Here is a 16,541-nt window from a genome sequence, read left to right on the forward strand (position 1 = left end):
GCACCGCCTCTTCCCCGCGAGCCCTCCGGCAACGGCTTCAGCAGGGCCGCGAGAAGGCCGACCGCTGCGCCTCGACCCGTGAGCGCATGACGCACTCGGCCCCGTGGTCGTCGACCAGCCCCACGGCCTGCATGAACGGGAACGCGGTGGTGGGTCCGACGAACTTCCAGCCCCGCTTCTCAGGGCCGAGCGGGGACGGACGGTGTCCACGACGCGGTGGCCGCAACAGCCGGGACGAGAAGGCGGCACAAAGATGCCCTGGAGCAGCAGTGCGCTCCAGGGCGTCGTGGGTGGGCGGCTGTTCGGCGGTCAGGTGCGAGCGAGCGCCGCGGCGCCGAAGGAGACGTCGAACCGGTCGCACCAGATGCTGACGCTCGAGTACTTCGACCAGTCGAGGTCCGAGGGCAGCGGGTAGTTCTGGTCTCCCTTGTTGGCCTTCAACTTGGCGAGGTTCACGTACTGTCCGTCGTCGAAGAGGTCCCAGCCCGCCTTGCCCTCCTTGACGGGCGCGTCACTCAGCCAGACACGCACATCGGGCCCGCTGCTCGTATCCAGTCCTTCGAGGCGGAGCGTGTGGGTGCCGTCCGCGAGCCGGATGATCTTCACCGTGCCGGTCGTGGCGTGCTCGTGGCTGATGAAGGTGCCCTGCGCCACGGTGACCGGCCCCGAAGGGGAAGGAGCAACCGACGCGGACTCCGACGCACCCGTCGCCAGCGTCTTCGAGGCCGCGTTCGAAGCGGGCAGCGCCTCGTGCACCGTCTCATCCACCCACAGGGCCCACGGCTTGAACCACACCAGCCCGGCCGACACCACCGCCAGACACGCCACGACAACCGCGGCCCACCACTGCTTCCTCGTGAGGCTCCCCACGACGCCCCTCCTTCCAGGCCTTCTCTTCACCTTCATCCGCAATTCAAAGTGATCGAGCCTTCGTCCGACAGCCCCGACCCGATGACGAAAGGCTTACGTCGTCGGGCCGGGCACGCTCAGAGCGAACGCAGCCTGGTGGTGGGGACGTGGTGGGCGATCCTCATTTCGCCGGCAGGCCGGCGGCGAAGGCCCGGCCCTGGTCGATCCACTCGGCCAGGGGGCCGTCGTCCACGAAGGCGGAGGCGTACACGACGCCAGCCGCGCATCGGCCGGCCCGTGAAGTCGAAGATCCTCGCACCGGGGCGGGCAAGGGCGACTGCTGCGGCCTCTGGGCCGACGCGGACCATCAGGTCGTCGCCGGTCACGCCCACGGCCATGTTGCCGTGGCACAAGAACACAGGGCAGCCGAACATGCGCTTCTCCGTGATGGCCATGTCCTCCCCCAGATGGCCCCGGATTCGCTCGGCCAGCCCTTCGTCGTACGCCATCGCGTGCCACCCTTCCCGTCCGCCGCCAAGCCGGACTAAGCCTCGATCAGCTTCCGCTCCAGGTCCTGTAGATCCTCGACCAGCGAGGATCGCACCTTGCGCCCCATGAGCGGCGCCGCGAGACCATACAGGCCGGAAGCGTCACCCCGTACGCGGTAGGCCGCGACTCGCTCGCACGGCAAGGGGATCACCCGCTCCGCCGTCACGTCGGTGCCCATGCGCCACCCGCCTCGCCCCGTTCCGGTGTCCCCTCCATGGACCCATCGCCGCCTGGCACCGGCAACCCGACGCGAGCCGTCGCGAGCCGCTCCCACTGCCGCCAGGGCCCCCGGCTGCTGCACTCGCTACCCACACCACCGAAGCCGTGGCGGTCTCAGGCAATGCCCCGGCCCAGGCTCGGGAGCCGGGGCCGGGACCGGGTTCCCGGATGCTCGTCAGTGGCCGGCGGCGAGTTCGCCGCTCAGCTTGCTGTGGAGGGTGGCGCTGGGGCCGTTCAGTCCGGTGATCTCGACCGTCTTGCCGCGCTGCGCGTACTTGTACTCGATGGCGTCGAGGGCGGCGACGGAGGAGGCGTCCCAGACGTGGGCCGCGGACAGGTCGATGACGACCCGGTCCGGATCGGTGGCGTAGTGGAACCGGCCGACGAGGTCGTTGGAGGAGGCGAAGAACAGCTCGCCGGTGACCCGGTAGACGACGGTGGCGCCGTCGGGGTCGACCACCGCGGTGACCTCGGCGAGGTGGGCGACGCGCTTGGCGAAGACGATGACGGCGGTGACCGAGCCGACGACGACGCCGATGGCGAGGTTGTGCGTCGCCACAACGCAGGCGACGGTGATCACCATGACGGCGATCTCCCCGGCGGGCATCCGCCGGAGGGTCTTGGGGGCGACGGAGTGCCAGTCGAAGGTCGCGAACGACACCATGACCATCACCGAGATCAGGGCCGCCATGGGGATGTCGGAGACGAGCGGCCCGAAGAGGATGCACAGCACCATCAGGAAGGCCCCGGCGAGGAAGGTCGACAGACGGGTGCGCGCGCCGGAGACCTTCACGTTGATCATCGTTTGGCCGATCATGGCGCAGCCGCCCATGCCGCCGAAGAAGCCGGTGACGATGTTGGCCACGCCCTGGCCGATGGACTCGCGGGTCTTGTCGGAGTGGGTGTCGGTGATCTCGTCGACGAGCTTCGCCGTCATCAGCGACTCCATGAGCCCGACCAGCGCCACGGCGAAGGCGTACGGGGCGATCGTGACCAGGGTGTCCAGGGTGTACGGCACGTCCGGCAGACCGGGCACCGGCAAGGACGACGGCAGCTCGCCCTTGTCGCCCACCGTCGGGACGGCGATCCCGGCCGCGACCGTGACGACGGTCAGGATGACGATCGACACGAGCGGGGCGGGGATCACGGTGGTGATCTTCGGGAAGAACACCATCAACGCCAGACCGGCGATGACCAGCGGATAGGCCGGCCAGGGGACGTTCCGCATCTCCGGGACCTGCGCCATGAAGACCAGGATGGCGAGGGAGTTGACGAACCCGACCATCACCGAGCGCGGGATGAACCGCATCAGCTTCGCCACCCCCAGCGCACCCAGGGCCACCTGGAAGACGCCGGCGAGGATGACGGCTGCGACGAGGTAGCCGAAGCCGTGCTCCCGGTTCAGCGGAGCGATCACCAAGGCCACGGCACCGGTGGCGGCGGAGATCATCGCCCGCCGGCCGCCCACGATCGCGATGGTCACCGCCATGGTGAACGAGGCGAACAGGCCTATGGCCGGGTCGACACCGGCGATGACCGAGAACGAGATCGCTTCGGGGATCAACGCGAGCGCGACGACCAGGCCCCCGAGGACCTCGGTGCGCCAGACCTTCGGATCGGAGAACCAATCGGGCTTCAGACCGCGCAGGCGCGCGGCCGGGGACCCGGCTGTGGCAGCAGAAGACAAGGAAGACGGAACCTGTCGTGCTCGGGCACACCCTGACAGCAGGCCGGGGTGCGCGAAGGACGCGGAAGAGCCGGCCCGACATCCCGCGGGCGGCTTCGAGGGGTACGGAGCCAGAAGTCGAGGGGCAGGCGGAACTGAGCCCGCGCAGGCGCGGCCCGGTTCACGTCCTGCGGTAAGGCGTTACGGCGGGCAGGCGGCGGCGCCGGGCGGCATGGGCTCGCGCACGCGCATCTCCTGCAAGAATCGGATCTTTCCCGGAGGCGCCATCGGCCCCGGCACGGCAATCGTGAACACGGAACACCGCCTCACCAGCAACAACCCTACCCTAACGTTAGGGTAGGGATCGGTGGTGGCCAGCAGGGTCGAAACCGCCGACGTCGAGAAGGGCCGGAGGAGCACGGACGTGGCGGACAAGCACATGCAGATCGGTGAGGTTGCCGCACGAACCGAGTTGTCCCTGCGAACGATCCGCCACTACGAGGAGACCGGACTCGTCGCCCCCTCCGCCCGCTCCCAGGGCGGCTTCCGCCTCTACACCGAAGCCGACGTCGCCCGGCTCATGGTCGTCCGCCGGATGAAGCCCCTCGGCTTCACCCTCGACCAGATGCGCGATCTGCTGGACGCCACCGACCGCCTCGACAGCGGCACCGACCTCGACACCAACGATCGGGAAGCCCTGCTGGAGCGCGTGCGGAGCTACCAGCAGGCCGCCGCCGAGCAGGTCGACAAGCTCCGCGTCCAGCTCGCCCGCGCCGAGGACTTCGAAGGCACCCTGCGCACCCGGCTCGCCCAGACCGAGGACTTGACGCCTCGGCCTGCGTGAACCGTCCCGGCAGGCGGGGGTCAGCGCGCCCCGGCCGGGGTTCGGTGATCCAGCAGGCGGCCAGCGGCGCAGGGCAGGGGCACCACCAGCAGGACGGATGTTGAACGAACCGCCGGTGGAACGGGCCCGTCACATCGGCGTCATCACGCTCTGCAGGCCCGGCAGCAGCCAGTCCTGGAAGGGCGCCAGCAGGGCCAGTCCCAGGAACACGGCGCCGGCCGGCCGGGCCAGCTGCTGCCCCCGGTACCAGAGCTTCTCCAGGAAGATCAGCGCCGCCACCGCCGCCATCGCCGCGACGTTCATGACGCCCAGCGGGATCAGCACGACCATCAGCGCCCAGCAGCAGCCGACGCAGTACGCGCCGTGGTGCAGCCCCACCCTCAGGTCGCGCATCCGCGGCCGATACGAGGCGTACTGCATCAGCTGGGCCATCGGGCTGCGGCAGTGCCGCAGGCAGATGTCCTTGAGCGGGCCCAGCTGGTACAGCCCGGCCAGCGCGAAGGCGGACACCCCGATCCACTTCCCGATGCCCGGGTCCCGATCGACCAGGGTGCCGGTGAGCGCCAGCCCGCCGTACGCGAGCAGCCCGAACGCCGTCCACGCGATCAGATAGCCGGCGAGGAACTCCGTGGTGCGCAGCGCCCGGGCGGCACCGCTGGACTGCCGTGCGATCCCCCTGGCCCAGGTCAGCGCGACGGGGGCGACGGAGGGCAGCATCATCGCCGACATCATGGCCAGCCACAGCAGGAGGAACAGCGGCAGCGCCATCCCCATGGTGCCGGGCCCGACCTCCGTGCCCCGGGCCTGGCCCACGGTGAGCACCCAGGCCAGGGCCGCGATCAGGACGATCAGCGACCAGGCCACGGCGAGCTCCCGGACCGGCAGCAGCCCTCCCGCCCGCACCGGATGCTCCCTGGCGTCCGGCCGCTGAACCGTACGCATGACGCACTCCCATCGGACCCTTCCAGCACAGCACGGATCCCGGGGACGGCAACCCCCTCGCCCCTGGTATCCCCGGCAGCCCGGGCGCACGATGGAGGTGAGGAGGGGAATCGACCCGTTCCGGTCGCGGGGCGCGGCCGGATGAACGCGGATCCGGGTCCGACCCCTCGGCTCCCTCCCGCGACCCGCGCACATGGCTGTGGGAGGAGTGAGAGCGATGACACAGGCGGCAGAGACCGTGCCGGCCTGGCGTCTGGCGGGCGACTGGTTCGACGTGTGCAAGTGCAACATTCCGTGCCCGTGCTCGTTCGCCCAGCCACCGACCACCGGTGACTGCGAAGGCATCCTGGTCTGGCACATACGCGAGGGCACCTACGGCGACGTCCGGCTGGACGGCCTGAACGTGGTGATGCTCGGTTCCTTCGTCGGCAACGTCTGGGCGGAGCACTCGGACTCGTACGCGGCGTTCGTCTTCGACGAGCGGGCCGACGACGGGCAGCGCCAAGCCCTGCACATGATTTTCAGCGGGCAGGCGGGCAGCTGGCCCGCGCAGCTGGTGACCATGGGCGCCTTCGAGGTCCGCGGCATGGACTTCGCACCCATCGAAGTGGAGATCGACGAGGACCTGGCCACCTGGCGGGCCAGCGTTCCCGGGATGCTCGACGCCCGCGCCGAGGCACTCGCCGGCCCGACCACTCCGGACGGCGCCCGCGTGCAGTCGACCAACCTCCCCGGCTGCGAAACCGGACCCGGCCAGCTCGCCACCTGGGGCCGCGCCACCACCGACCGGACCGACGCCTTCGGCTTCTCCTGGAACCGCACCGGTCAGTCCAGCAAAACCATCACCTTCGACTGGTCCGGCCCCGCCTGAACACCCTCAGCCGGCCCCACCCGGCGGCGGACCGGCCTTCCGCGCTCTGCGGGCCCGGGCCCGGGCCTTGCGTGCGTCCCTGCCACCGCTCCACAGCCTCACGGCGAGGACGACCGCCGAGGCAGCGAACAGGCAGGCGGTGATCAGCAGCCACCGTCCCGGGAACACGTCCGCCGGCAGGCCCGTACTACTCGTGTAGTGACCGACCTGCCCGAGTACCAGCGGCCAGTACACGAGCAGCAGGAGGCCCGAGACGAAGGCGGGCACCCGGACGTGGTTGACGCCGACCCGCGGCATGCGCGCCCCCTCCTCCGCACCGTGCCCGAGGAGCCTCAGGACGGCCAGGTCCGTCACCGCGTACAGGGGCAGGAGGACGAGGTCGTGCAGGAGCGCGGCCCCGACGAACCACAAGGCCACGCCGAGGGTGTCCCCTTCCAGCAGGCGCCGGCCCGCGTAGCAGGCCAGGGCGAACGAGGCGAGAACGAGGAGCAGGTGGAGCGGGGAGGAGCCGTAGCGGTGCCGGAAGCCGGCCGGGGCGGTCTCGGTGGTGGGAGGCTTCATGACGGTTCTCCGAAGGTGAGGCGGGTGACCCACTTGGTGTTGTGGACACCGGGCGCCCCGGGGACGATCACCCGGGCCGGGTAGCCGTGGTCGGGGGACAGGACCGCCCCGTTGACCCGTACGGCCAGCAGCGAGCGCGCGTCCCGGACCTGGTTGGCGCTCAACACGACCGAGCTGAACGACCCGCCCCGCTGGACGGACTGGACCAGGACCCGTGGCGCGTGCGTGCCCAGGCCCACGAGCGCGGCCAGATCGGTGAGGCGGACACCGTTCCAGTGCTGGTCGACGGTCGACCAGCCCTCCACGCAGGCGATGGGCAGCAGCGCTTCGTTCTGTGGCAGGTCGAGCAGTTGGGCGTAGGTGAGGTCGATCTGGTGGCCCCCGCCGCGCACGGTCAGCCGCCAGGCGGGACCGATGTCGCTGGGGCGGATGCCGACGGAGGCGGCGGTCTTGTTGATCTGGAATCCGTTCGGGCCGGAGCCCGGTTCCTGGCCGTGCGGCGCCAGGAGGGCCGTCCGGCGGAACCAGCCGCCCACGCTCTGCCCTGCGGTCACGACGAGCAGCGCGAGGGAGCCCAGCCCGACCATGCCCAGCGCGCCCCGCCGGGAGATCGTGGGAGCGGCCGGGCGGGGCGAGACGAGGCCGACCGCCTCCTCGCTGTCCGGCGCCGGCTGCCGCGGCCCGGCGCGCAGGGCCCGCACGGCCCGTCCCAGCCGGAAGACCACATGGACCGCGAAGGCGCCGATGAACACCCAGGCCCCGTAGAAGTGCAGCGCGTAGAAGGAGCCCGGGAAGATGTAGTGGAGCTGCGTGTTGAGGATGCCGGTGGCGAACTCGAACCCGGCGCCTCCCACCAGCAGGAGCAGCGAGAGCCGCTCGACGGCCTGGGCGGCCGACCGCACGGGGGGCCAGGCGAAGAGCTTCGGGATCACCGACCACAGCTTGGCCAGGAGCACGGGTACGAGCACGACGCCGAGCGTGACGTGCACGCCCTGGGTGACCCGGTAGAGCCAGTACGGAGAGGTCGGCCAGGAGAAGTAGAAGCCCAGCCATCCCTTGCCGGGGGTCTGGTCGTTGACCGCCGCGAGGTCGGGCTCGTACGCGGCGTACGACATCAGGCCGGTGACGAAAACGATCGTGATGCCGAAGAGCAGGACGATCCCGAACACCGCGGTCAGCCACGGGCCGCGCAGCGGGCTGCGCCAGAACTCCGGGCGGGACGGGCCCCGTGGCGGGCCTGCCGCCCACCCCGACACCACGGCCGACCGCAGCCGGGCGAGCCGCGTCGGGCTGCCGTCGTCGGGTTCCGTTCCCGCACGCGCCGGACCACCGGATGCGGCCGACCCTCCGCCGTTCGCGTCCATGGGATGCCTCCGCAGATTCTGCTTTCGTGGGTTCACCGGGCCTTCCCCGGCGAGGAGAGCGTGTCCGGCCCGGCCGTACGGTCCGGGGTGCCGCGCCGTCCGCGGGGTCGCCTGCGTGCCGCCCAGCCGCAGAGGACGGCCAGCGCGGCGGCGGCGTACACGGCCGTGCCGGCGTGGGGGACGACCCGGCCCGTCAGGTAGGCGGCCGCGCCCGCGACGGCGACGCCGAGCCATTCCCAGCGGCCGTCGAGCGCCACCAGGGCGATCAGGAGGAGGGCGTACCAGGAGTAGCCGGGAGTGGTCAGGAGGAACGCGGTCCCGGTGACCAGGAGGGCGCCGCTCCACGGGCGCTCGGGGTCGCCCCGCCGGATGACGTACAGGCTGACGGCGAGTATCCCCGCGACGACGGCGGGCACGGCCCAGGAGCCAGGGAGCAGCAGGCGCAGCAGGGCGTAGCGGTTGCCGGCGGAGGCGTCCTGGTAGCCCTCTTCGTCGGCGTACCCGGCGAGGTAGCCGAGGACGGAGGAGTGGGAGAGCAGGACGTACGGCAGGTACAGGGCGGTGAGGACCGCGGCGGCGGGGAGCAGGGTGGCGGCGGCATCGCGGGCGCGGCGTACGCCGGACAGGGCGCCGGGGAGCAGGACGGCGGGCAGGAGTTTGGCGGCCGTGGCCAGACCGAACAGTGCTCCGCCCCAGGCCCGGTGGCGGACCGTCAGGCCGAGAGCGGCGACGGACAGCAGGACGGCGAGGGCGTCGGCATGGGCGTTGTTGACGGCTTCGACGGCGACGGCGGGGCACCAGGCCCAATACGCCGCGGTGCGGGGGTCGCCACGGCGGCGGAGGAGGCGCAGCAGCGCCAGGGTGGTGGCGACGGCGAGTACGGCGCCGCCCACCTGGAAGGCCTTGTGACGGACTCCATCGGGTGAGAGGGCGTGGAGGAGGAGGAAGTACAGCTCGCCGGCCGGAGGGTAGATGGTGTGGACGCGGGGACGGTTGATGCGGGTGCAGACGCCTGCGGACACGGCGGCGAGGTCCGGCTCGCCGCACGCCTCGCCGGTGGGGAACAGCCAGGTGTCGCGGTACGGCAGGAGGGCGGCGTCGGCCGGGGCGTGGTCGTAGGGGGAGATGCCCGCCGCCTGCACGCGGCCGTCCCACGCGTAGCGGTACGAGTCGGTACTGGTGCGGGGTGGCGCGACCAGTCCCGTCAGGGCGACGGCGACACCGCCGGCGAGGACGAGGGCGGCAGCGTGCCGGGCGGGTACCCGGCGCAGGGACCACACGGCCGCCGCGAACAGGACGCAGCAGGCGGCGTACAGCCAGGACAGGCCGGCCGGGTCCGCGAAGTAGCCGTCCTTGCGCACGGTGAGGACGAGCGCCGTGACCAGGGCGGTGACGAGGACGGCGGTGGCGGCAGTGGCCCGTACGGGACCGGCGGCCGGACGGGTCACGGCGCGGCCCCCAGGGCGGTGCGGGCCTCGGGGCCGCGCGGTGTCCCGGGGACGAATTCGGCGAAGTACCGGCTGGCCGCCGTCCAGCTGCCGACGGGGCGCCAGCCGGTGGCCTCGGCGTGGCGCAGCAGGGCCCGGCGGCCGACCCGGGCCCACGGGAAGGGGGTGCCGAGCGTGCCGCGGCCGTCGTCGAGGCGCACCTCGCACCGCTCGTCCACCTCGACGGGCGCGGCCTCGGCGAGCAGGCGGCCACCGGGGGCGAGCAGGTCCGCGGTGCGCGCCAGGAGGGCGACGGGATCTCCGCCGATGCCGATGTTGCCGTCGATCAGCAGGGTGGTGTCCCAGCGGCGTTCGGCGGGCAGGGGGTCGAAGACGGAGCGGCACAGGGCCGTTCCGCCGCGGCGCACGGTCCGGGTCACGGCGGCCGGGGTCACGTCGATGCCGAGGGCGCGGTGGCCGCGTTCGGCCAGGGCCGCTACGAGCCGGCCGGGCCCGCAGCCGATGTCGAGGACGGTTCCGCGGCAGCGGGCGAGCACGGTCTCGTCGGCGGCGTCGGTCCCGGCGCACCAGCGTTCGACGTCCAGGGGCAGCAGCCAGCCGTCCGTGCGCCGCAGGAAGAGGGGGCCGTGCCCGGTGCGCAGGGCCAGGCTGTAGGGGTCGGCCCGCCATTGCCGGCCCGGTGTGGCGGGCGGCCGGGAGGTGGTGGGGGCGATCATCGTGCCACCGCCGTCCGGGCGCTGAGCCGCCGGTGGAGCGTGCCGAACCGGCCGGCCGGTGCCAGGGCGGCCACCTCGGCGGCGTCGGCGGCGGTGTCCACGTCCCGCAGCCGCGGCAGCAGGCCGGTGCGCAGGCTGGCCGCCCGCAGCCGCTCGTACTGCACCGCCCCGGTCTCGGGTACGGACATGGGTACGCCGCGCAGCAGCGCCGGGTCCGGATCCGCCAGGCCCAGGGCCCAGAACCCGCCGTCAGCGGCCAGCCCGAACCAGGCGTCGCACGCGTCGAACACCAGTGCGGGCACCAGGAGTTCCGTGGTGACCTGGGGGGTGTCCATGCCGATCAGCAGCGCCGGGCCGGCGCAGTCGGCGAACGCGGCCGCGAGCCGTTCGTCGAGACCCCGGCCGCGCTGCGGTACGACCTCGAAGCCGGGCGGCAGCCACGACCCCGGAGCCCCGTCCAGGACGAGGACGTGCCGCTCTGCCGGGGTGGCCAGGACGGCCGCCAGGGTGTCGGCGAGCGCGGCCTCGGCCAGGGCCGCCGCCTGCTGGGGCGTGAACGGCGGGGTGAGCCGGGTCTTGACCCGGCCGGGCACAGGCGCTTTGGCGATCACGAGCAAGCTGGTCACCGTGCGCCTCCGGCCCGCTCGTCACGGCCGGCGGCAGCGGGGACGTACGGGGGCTCGGCGAGCACCGCACGCATGTCGCGGACCGCGTGCCAGGTGCCCCGCCAGGTGCCGGTGACCTTGGACCTACCGCGGCGCGGCAGGTAGGGCACGTCCTCCTCGCGCACTCGCCAGCCCGCGTCGGATGCGCGGACGACCATCTGCAGCGGGTAGCCGGAGCGCCGGTCGGTCAGCTCCAGGCCCACGAGCCGCTCCCGGCGCATCGCCCGCAAGGGGCCGAGGTCGTACAGGCGCAGGCCGGTGCGGCGGCGCAGCATCCGGGAGAGGGCGAGGTTGCCCGCCCGGGCGTGCGCGGGCCAGGCGCCCCGGCCCTGAGGGCGGCGACGGCCGAGTACGAGGTCGGCCTCACCCGCGGCCACCGCCCGGACGAATCCGCTCAGCAGGCCGGGGTCGAGGGAGGCGTCGCAGTCGCAGAAACAGACGTACTCGGCCTCGGCGGCCATGAGTCCGGCATGGCAGGCGGCGCCGAAGCCGCGCCGGGACTCGGGTACGACGGTGGCGCCCAGGGAGCGGGCGATGTCGGCGGATCCGTCGGTGGAACCGTTGTCCACGACCAGGGCCCGCCAGCCGGCGGGGATGCGGGCGAGCACCCAGGGGAGGGCCTCGGCCTCGTTCAGACAGGGCAGGACGACGTCCACGGAGTTTTCGGTCACGACTGCCACCGTAGGAATTCCGCAGGGACATAGCGGACATCGACTCCTTACGAAACACGGACATCGGCCGTCCGGAGCGGACCCGCCGGGGACGGGGACGGCCCGGCGGTGGGAGGCTTGCCGTCATGAGCACGGCCACGAGCACTCCCCCGCCCACCCCGCCCACCCGTGTCCTCGTCGTCGATGACGACCCGACCGTCGCCGAGGTCGTCGCCGGCTACCTGCGCCGGGCAGGCCACAGCGTCCACCACGCCGTCGACGGCCCCGCCGCCCTGGACTCCGCCGCCCGGCACGACCCGGACCTGGTCGTGCTCGACCTCATGCTGCCCGGCATCGACGGCCTGGAGGTGTGCCGGCGGCTGCGCGCCGAGCGGCCCATCCCGGTGATCATGCTGACGGCGCGCGGTGACGAGGACGACCGGATCGCCGGCCTGGAGCTCGGTGCGGACGACTACGTCACCAAGCCCTTCAGCCCGCGCGAGCTGGTCCTGCGTGTCGAGTCCGTCCTGCGCCGCAGCCGGGCCGCGGCGCCGCCGACCCCCGGAAGGGGACGGCTGACGGGCGCGGGCATCCGGCTCGACCCGCAGACCCGCCGGGCCGTCAAGAACGGACAGGAACTCACGCTCACACTGCGGGAGTTCGAACTGCTCGCGCACTTCCTCAGCCACCCCGGCCGGGTCCACGGGCGTGAAGAGCTGATGCGGGAGGTGTGGGGCTGGGACTTCGGCGACCTGTCCACCGTCACCGTCCACGTACGCCGCCTGCGCGCCAAGATCGAGGTCGACCCCGCCGCCCCCCGGCTCATCCAGACCGTCTGGGGCGTCGGGTACCGCTTCGAGGCGGGCGGAGAGGAAGGCACCCGATGAAGGACGCCCTGCTGATCGCGGCGTTCGCGTTCGGGGGCGCGGCCTGCGCCGGCCTGCTCGGCGCGGTCGCGCTGCGCCTGCTGCGGCACCGGTCCGTCGCCGTGTCCCTGGCCGTCGTCGCCGCCGTCGCCGTCACCGCCATGCTCGCCGGCACCCTCGCCGTCGCCCGGGCCATGTTCCTCTCGCCGCACGACCTGAGCGTCGTCACCCTCGTGGTCGCCATGGCCGCCGTCGTGTCCCTGGCCACTGCGGTGCTACTCGGACGATGGGTCGTGGCCCGCGGCCGCGAGCTCGCCCGCGCGGCCCGGGACTTCGGTGAGGGCGGCAGCTTCGCCGCGCCCCCGGCCCGGGCCACGGCGGAACTGGCCGCCGTCACCCGCGAACTTGCCGTCACCAGCGCCAAACTCGCGGCCTCCCGGGAGCGCGAGCGCGCCCTGGAGGCCTCCCGCCGCGAGCTCGTCGCCTGGATCTCCCACGACCTGCGCACCCCGCTGGCCGGGTTGCGGGCCATGGCCGAGGCCCTGGAGGACGGGGTGGCCGACGACCCCTCCCGCTACCACCGGCAGATCCGCACGGAGGTCGAACGTCTCGACTCCATGGTCGGCGACCTCTTCGAGCTGTCCCGCATCCACGCCGGGGCCCTTGAGCTGGCCCCGAGCCGCGTCTCCCTCCAGGACCTGGCGGCCGACGCCCTCCTCGGCGCCGACCCGCTCGCCCGCGAGCGCGGCGTACGGCTGTGCGGCGATGACATCGCCCACGTCCCGGTCGAGGTGGACGGCAAGGAGATGACCCGGGTCCTGGCCAACCTCCTCGTCAACGCAATCCGCCACACCCCCGCCGACGGCACCGTGGCCGTGAGCGTCGAACGGCAGGAGGGCACCGCCGTGCTGTCCGTCACCGACGGCTGCGGCGGCATCCCCGAGGAAGACCTGCCGAAGGTCTTCGACACCGGCTGGCGCGGCAGCCCGGCCCGCACGCCTCCCGCCGGCGCCGGACTCGGGCTGGCGATCGTACGGGGCATCGTCGAGGCCCACGCCGGGCGGGCACGGGTCGACAACGTGCCCGGCGGCTGCCGCTTCGAGGTCACCCTGCCCCTCGCAGGCGCCAACGCCTGACCCGCACTCCGCGGCACCCGCGCCGGCCACCGGCACCGGCCGGCCTATCCGACCCGGGCCGAGGCCCGCTGCCCGGCCCGGGCGAACTCGGCCATGCCTGCGGCGAACCCCACCTCGGGACGCCAGCCCAGCTCACGCCGCAGCCGCGACGAGTCCGCCGTGATGTGCCGGACGTCGCCCAGCCGGAACTCCCCCGTTACCACGGGCGCCGGGCCGCCGTGCTCCGCCGCGAGCGCGGCGGCCATCTGCCCCACGGTGTGCGGATCACCGCTGCCCACGTTGTACGCCGTGTGCCCGCCCCCCTGCAGGCCTTCGAGACCAGCCAGGGCGGCCACGTTCGCCCGTGCCACGTCCCGTACGTGCACGAAGTCCCGCCGCTGCGCACCGTCTTCGAACACCCGCGGGGCCTCACCCCGGGCCAGCGCGGACCGGAAGAAGGACGCGACACCCGCGTACGGGGTGTCCCGCGGCATACCCGGCCCGTACACGTTGTGGTACCGCAGGGACACGGCCGTACCACCGGTCGACCGCGCCCAGGCGGCGGCCAGGTGCTCCTGCGCGAGCTTCGTCGTCGCGTAGACGTTCCGCGGATCCACCGGCGCGTCTTCGTCCACCAGCCCGGGGGCGAGCTCGGCCCCGCAGCACGGGCAACAGGGCTCGAACCGGCCCGCCTCCAGGTCCGCGGCCGCCCGCGGTCCCGGCCGCACCACTCCGTGCTCGCGGCATTCGTACCGCCCCTCCCCGTAGACCACCATCGACCCGGCCTGCACGAACCGCCGCACGCCGGCCGCGGCCATCCCGGCCAGCAGCACCGCCGTCCCCAAGTCGTTGCAGGCGACGTACTCCGGCGCGTCCGCGAAGTCCTTCCCCAGGCCCACCATCGCGGCCTGATGACACACGGCGTCCACGCCGCGCAGAACACGCGTGACCGTCTCCGCGTCCCGGAGATCGCCCCGGACGAACTCGGCATCCGGCACCTCGGGGGCATGCGGATGGGCAGTCGGCAACAACGCGTCCAGAACCACCGGCGTGTGTCCCTCGGCTGCCAGGACGGCTACCACGTGCGAGCCGATGAACCCGGCTCCTCCTGTGACGAGTACTCGCATGCCCGGCACGCTACGGAACCCCACCCGTCGACGACGGCTCCCGCACCGGACCGTAAGACTTCCGTCACCCTCGCCCGGGCCCCAGGATCGCGAGCCGGAGCAAGCCTCACACTTGGTCCGCGAAGACCCCTGGACACCAACAAGGGAAACCCGCTGGTCGGGACAGCCTGAAGGGCGGAGTGGCCGCCCGTGGCCGCACGCGGGAAGCATCCACCCCCGCTCTCGCCTCCCGGAGGCGACGGCCATGCGTACCGTCATCGGCCGCGGCCGGATCTACCGACGCTGCGGCTGCAGGGGCGCCCGGCCGAGTTCCTCATCGGCACCGGCATGCGCAAGGGCGAAGCCCTCGGACTGCAGCGGGACGACGTCCACCTCACGGAAGGCGTCCTCTACGTGCGCTGCACCCTGTCCGCCATCGACAACAACCGGCTCGTCATCACGACACCGAAGACCCGGTCGAGCCGCGGATGGGTCGCGGTCCCGCCGCGTGTCGCCACCGCTCTCCGGCACCACGCACGGACAAAGCCCCGCACACGCAGGGATCCTTGCGATCTGTTCACCGGGCTCGTTCCACTCACCGTGGTCCCAAGACGCTGCGGCACTCCACCCCGTCGACCACCGCGAACATCTACAGCCACCTCACCCGGCAGACAGCCCGCAGCCGTCGACACCCTCGACCGCACCCTCACCGGAGCCCAGAACGCCAGCCCCGAAACGCGCCGCCCGGCGTGGCTGCGACCACCACGCGACCACATCCACCAGCTCCGCGAGCCCCTCCGCCGACTCCGCTACCCCGCCGTCACCGGGGACAGCGCCACAGCCTCCGGGCCACGGACCGGACGCGCGACCACATTGCGACCACCATGGCCCCGGACGCACGAAAGGCCGCCCTCTCATATGAGAGAACGGCCTCCGACCTGCATGAAGCATGGTCGGGACGACAGGATTTGAACCTGCGACCCCTTGACCCCCAGTCAAGTGCGCTACCAAGCTGCGCCACGTCCCGTTGTGCTTCCGGCCGGCTTTTCCCTGAGGATCTTCCTGCCCGGCGGCACATGCAGAACATTACCCCACACCGGAGGGTGTGCATGCACCGCCGGCCGCCCGGGGGGAGGATGGCCGGGTGAACGCACGGGATCGGGACAGTGAGGGGCGGGCGCGGAGCGCGCGGCCGCGGGACGGGCTGGGGCGGCCGCTGCCTTACGGGGAGCCCGGCGTGGAGCGGCAGCCCGAAGGGGTGGTGCGGACGCCCGCGGAGACGGTGGCAGAGGCGCAACGGCTGCTGGACGCGGGGATGCCGTTCCATGCGCACGAGGTGTTCGAGGACGCCTGGAAGTCCGGGCCGCAAGCCGCGGCCCCGCTGTGGCGCGGGCTCGCGCAGCTGGCCGTCGGGCTGACACACGCCGCCCGCGGCAACACGGTGGGCGGGGCGCGGCTGCTGCGCCGCGGCGCCGAAGCCCTGGCCGGGCGGGCCGTGGTGGAGGCCGGCGGGCCCACTGGAGCCCGCGGGGGCGAGGAGCCCACCGGGGCCGGCGCGCCCGCGCAGGTCCCGTACGGGATCGACGTGCCCGGTCTGGTGCGGTGGGCCCGGGAGCTGGCCGGGCGGGTGGAGCGCGGCCAGGGCGTCGACGCCGCGGCTGAGGCACCCCGCCTCCGGGCCGCCCGGGACGGCGGCGGCCCTGCCTGAGGCGCCGGGTCAGGCCGGCTGGAGGAGGTCCCAGCGGTTGCCGTAGAGGTCCTCGAAGACCGCCACCGAACCGTACGGCTCGTGGCGCGGCTCCTCCAGGAAGCGGACGCCCTCGGCGGTCATGCGGGCGTGGTCCCCGGCGAAGTCGCCGGTGTGGAGGAAGAAGCCGACGCGGCCGCCCGTCTGGTCGCCGACCCTGGCCCGCTGGGCCTCGTCCTTGGCGCGGGCGAGCAGGAGGGCCGCCTCGCGGGCCCCGCGCGGCCGGACCACCACCCAGCGCGAGCCGTCCGGGCGGGGGGTGTCCTCGACGAGGTCGAAGCCGAGGGCGCGGGTGTAGAAGTCGATGGCCTCGTCGTAGTCGTGGACGACGAGGGCGGTCAGAGCGATGTGTGCGGACATGGC

The 16,541-nt window shown here is 73.0% G+C and carries 18 protein-coding genes, 1 tRNA gene and 1 pseudogene; 5 read left to right on the forward strand and 15 right to left on the reverse strand.

Going from position 1 to position 16,541, the window contains the following annotated elements; all coding sequences use genetic code 11:
* Positions 1-37 precede the first annotated feature (37 nt).
* The 5 genes and pseudogenes from AC0666_RS18050 to AC0666_RS18070 form a co-directional block, all read right to left on the reverse strand.
* A complete protein-coding gene (locus AC0666_RS18050; RefSeq protein ID WP_478707918.1) occupies positions 38-361 on the reverse strand; it encodes a DNA-3-methyladenine glycosylase I in 324 nt (107 codons plus the stop codon).
* Positions 310-870 (reverse strand): DM13 domain-containing protein, encoded by a 561-nt coding sequence (locus AC0666_RS18055; protein WP_478707919.1) that lies wholly within the window; start codon positions 868-870, stop codon positions 310-312. The genes AC0666_RS18050 and AC0666_RS18055 overlap by 52 nt, the downstream gene beginning before the upstream one ends.
* Positions 871-1,199: 329 nt before the next feature.
* Positions 1,200-1,358: pseudogene (locus AC0666_RS18060) on the reverse strand (TfoX/Sxy family protein); the annotation flags it as partial.
* A 35-nt stretch (positions 1,359-1,393) separates the two neighbouring features.
* Positions 1,394-1,576, reverse strand: coding sequence for a hypothetical protein (locus AC0666_RS18065; RefSeq protein WP_468969158.1), 183 nt, complete (start codon positions 1,574-1,576; stop codon positions 1,394-1,396).
* A gap of 216 nt (positions 1,577-1,792) precedes the next feature.
* On the reverse strand, positions 1,793-3,304 hold the full coding sequence (locus tag AC0666_RS18070; RefSeq protein WP_478707920.1) for a SulP family inorganic anion transporter: 1,512 nt from the start codon (positions 3,302-3,304) through the stop codon (positions 1,793-1,795).
* Between the two features lie 418 nt (positions 3,305-3,722).
* Between AC0666_RS18070 and AC0666_RS18075 the strand changes: the two genes are divergently transcribed.
* A complete protein-coding gene (locus AC0666_RS18075; protein ID WP_468969597.1) occupies positions 3,723-4,127 on the forward strand; it encodes a MerR family transcriptional regulator in 405 nt (134 codons plus the stop codon).
* Positions 4,128-4,256: 129 nt separating this feature from the next.
* Here the strand turns inward: AC0666_RS18075 and AC0666_RS18080 are convergent, their stop codons facing one another.
* Positions 4,257-5,069: a DUF2182 domain-containing protein gene (locus AC0666_RS18080; RefSeq protein WP_468969153.1), complete on the reverse strand. Its 813-nt coding sequence runs from the start codon at positions 5,067-5,069 to the stop codon at positions 4,257-4,259.
* 217 nt (positions 5,070-5,286) lie between these two features.
* Between AC0666_RS18080 and AC0666_RS18085 the strand changes: the two genes are divergently transcribed.
* Positions 5,287-5,940 carry a DUF1326 domain-containing protein gene (locus AC0666_RS18085; protein WP_468580760.1) on the forward strand — a complete coding sequence of 218 codons (654 nt, stop codon included), beginning with the start codon at positions 5,287-5,289 and terminating at the stop codon, positions 5,938-5,940.
* 6 nt (positions 5,941-5,946) lie between these two features.
* On the opposite strand, the gene AC0666_RS18090 is transcribed toward AC0666_RS18085, so the two are convergent.
* From AC0666_RS18090 to AC0666_RS18115, 6 genes are read right to left on the reverse strand one after another with little or no spacing between them, the layout of a single operon-like run.
* Positions 5,947-6,501, reverse strand: coding sequence for a hypothetical protein (locus tag AC0666_RS18090; protein WP_468969150.1), 555 nt, complete (start codon positions 6,499-6,501; stop codon positions 5,947-5,949).
* Positions 6,498-7,865 carry a molybdopterin-dependent oxidoreductase gene (locus tag AC0666_RS18095; RefSeq protein WP_478707921.1) on the reverse strand — a complete coding sequence of 456 codons (1,368 nt, stop codon included), beginning with the start codon at positions 7,863-7,865 and terminating at the stop codon, positions 6,498-6,500. Before AC0666_RS18095 ends, AC0666_RS18090 begins: the two co-directional genes overlap by 4 nt.
* A 32-nt stretch (positions 7,866-7,897) precedes the next feature.
* Positions 7,898-9,313 (reverse strand): glycosyltransferase family 87 protein, encoded by a 1,416-nt coding sequence (locus tag AC0666_RS18100; protein ID WP_468969145.1) that lies wholly within the window; start codon positions 9,311-9,313, stop codon positions 7,898-7,900.
* A complete protein-coding gene (locus AC0666_RS18105; protein WP_468969142.1) occupies positions 9,310-10,029 on the reverse strand; it encodes a class I SAM-dependent methyltransferase in 720 nt (239 codons plus the stop codon). Before AC0666_RS18105 ends, AC0666_RS18100 begins: the two co-directional genes overlap by 4 nt.
* Positions 10,026-10,655, reverse strand: coding sequence for a TIGR04282 family arsenosugar biosynthesis glycosyltransferase (locus AC0666_RS18110; RefSeq protein ID WP_478707922.1), 630 nt, complete (start codon positions 10,653-10,655; stop codon positions 10,026-10,028). The genes AC0666_RS18105 and AC0666_RS18110 overlap by 4 nt, the downstream gene beginning before the upstream one ends.
* On the reverse strand, positions 10,652-11,374 hold the full coding sequence (locus AC0666_RS18115) for a glycosyltransferase family 2 protein (protein ID WP_468969136.1): 723 nt from the start codon (positions 11,372-11,374) through the stop codon (positions 10,652-10,654). The genes AC0666_RS18110 and AC0666_RS18115 overlap by 4 nt, the downstream gene beginning before the upstream one ends.
* Before the next feature lie 116 nt (positions 11,375-11,490).
* On the opposite strand from AC0666_RS18115, the gene AC0666_RS18120 reads away from it, so the two are divergent.
* Together AC0666_RS18120 and AC0666_RS18125 are read left to right on the forward strand one after the other, a co-directional pair.
* Positions 11,491-12,231 carry a response regulator transcription factor gene (locus AC0666_RS18120; RefSeq protein WP_468969133.1) on the forward strand — a complete coding sequence of 247 codons (741 nt, stop codon included), beginning with the start codon at positions 11,491-11,493 and terminating at the stop codon, positions 12,229-12,231.
* Complete coding sequence (locus AC0666_RS18125) at positions 12,228-13,346, forward strand: sensor histidine kinase (protein WP_468969132.1); 1,119 nt, start codon at positions 12,228-12,230, stop codon at positions 13,344-13,346. Before AC0666_RS18120 ends, AC0666_RS18125 begins: the two co-directional genes overlap by 4 nt.
* A 44-nt stretch (positions 13,347-13,390) precedes the next feature.
* On the opposite strand, the gene AC0666_RS18130 is transcribed toward AC0666_RS18125, so the two are convergent.
* Positions 13,391-14,452 (reverse strand): NAD-dependent epimerase/dehydratase family protein, encoded by a 1,062-nt coding sequence (locus AC0666_RS18130; protein WP_478707923.1) that lies wholly within the window; start codon positions 14,450-14,452, stop codon positions 13,391-13,393.
* Positions 14,453-15,381: 929 nt separating this feature from the next.
* Positions 15,382-15,458: transfer RNA gene (locus AC0666_RS18135), tRNA-Pro, on the reverse strand.
* A 117-nt stretch (positions 15,459-15,575) separates the two neighbouring features.
* Between AC0666_RS18135 and AC0666_RS18140 the strand changes: the two genes are divergently transcribed.
* Complete coding sequence (locus AC0666_RS18140; protein ID WP_468969127.1) at positions 15,576-16,139, forward strand: DUF309 domain-containing protein; 564 nt, start codon at positions 15,576-15,578, stop codon at positions 16,137-16,139.
* 9 nt (positions 16,140-16,148) lie between these two features.
* Here AC0666_RS18140 and AC0666_RS18145 read toward each other — a convergent pair whose 3' ends face one another.
* On the reverse strand, positions 16,149-16,538 hold the full coding sequence (locus AC0666_RS18145) for a VOC family protein (protein WP_468580775.1): 390 nt from the start codon (positions 16,536-16,538) through the stop codon (positions 16,149-16,151).
* Positions 16,539-16,541 lie beyond the last annotated feature (3 nt).

The sequence above is a fragment of the Streptomyces sp. NPDC043680 genome, assembly GCF_056436685.1.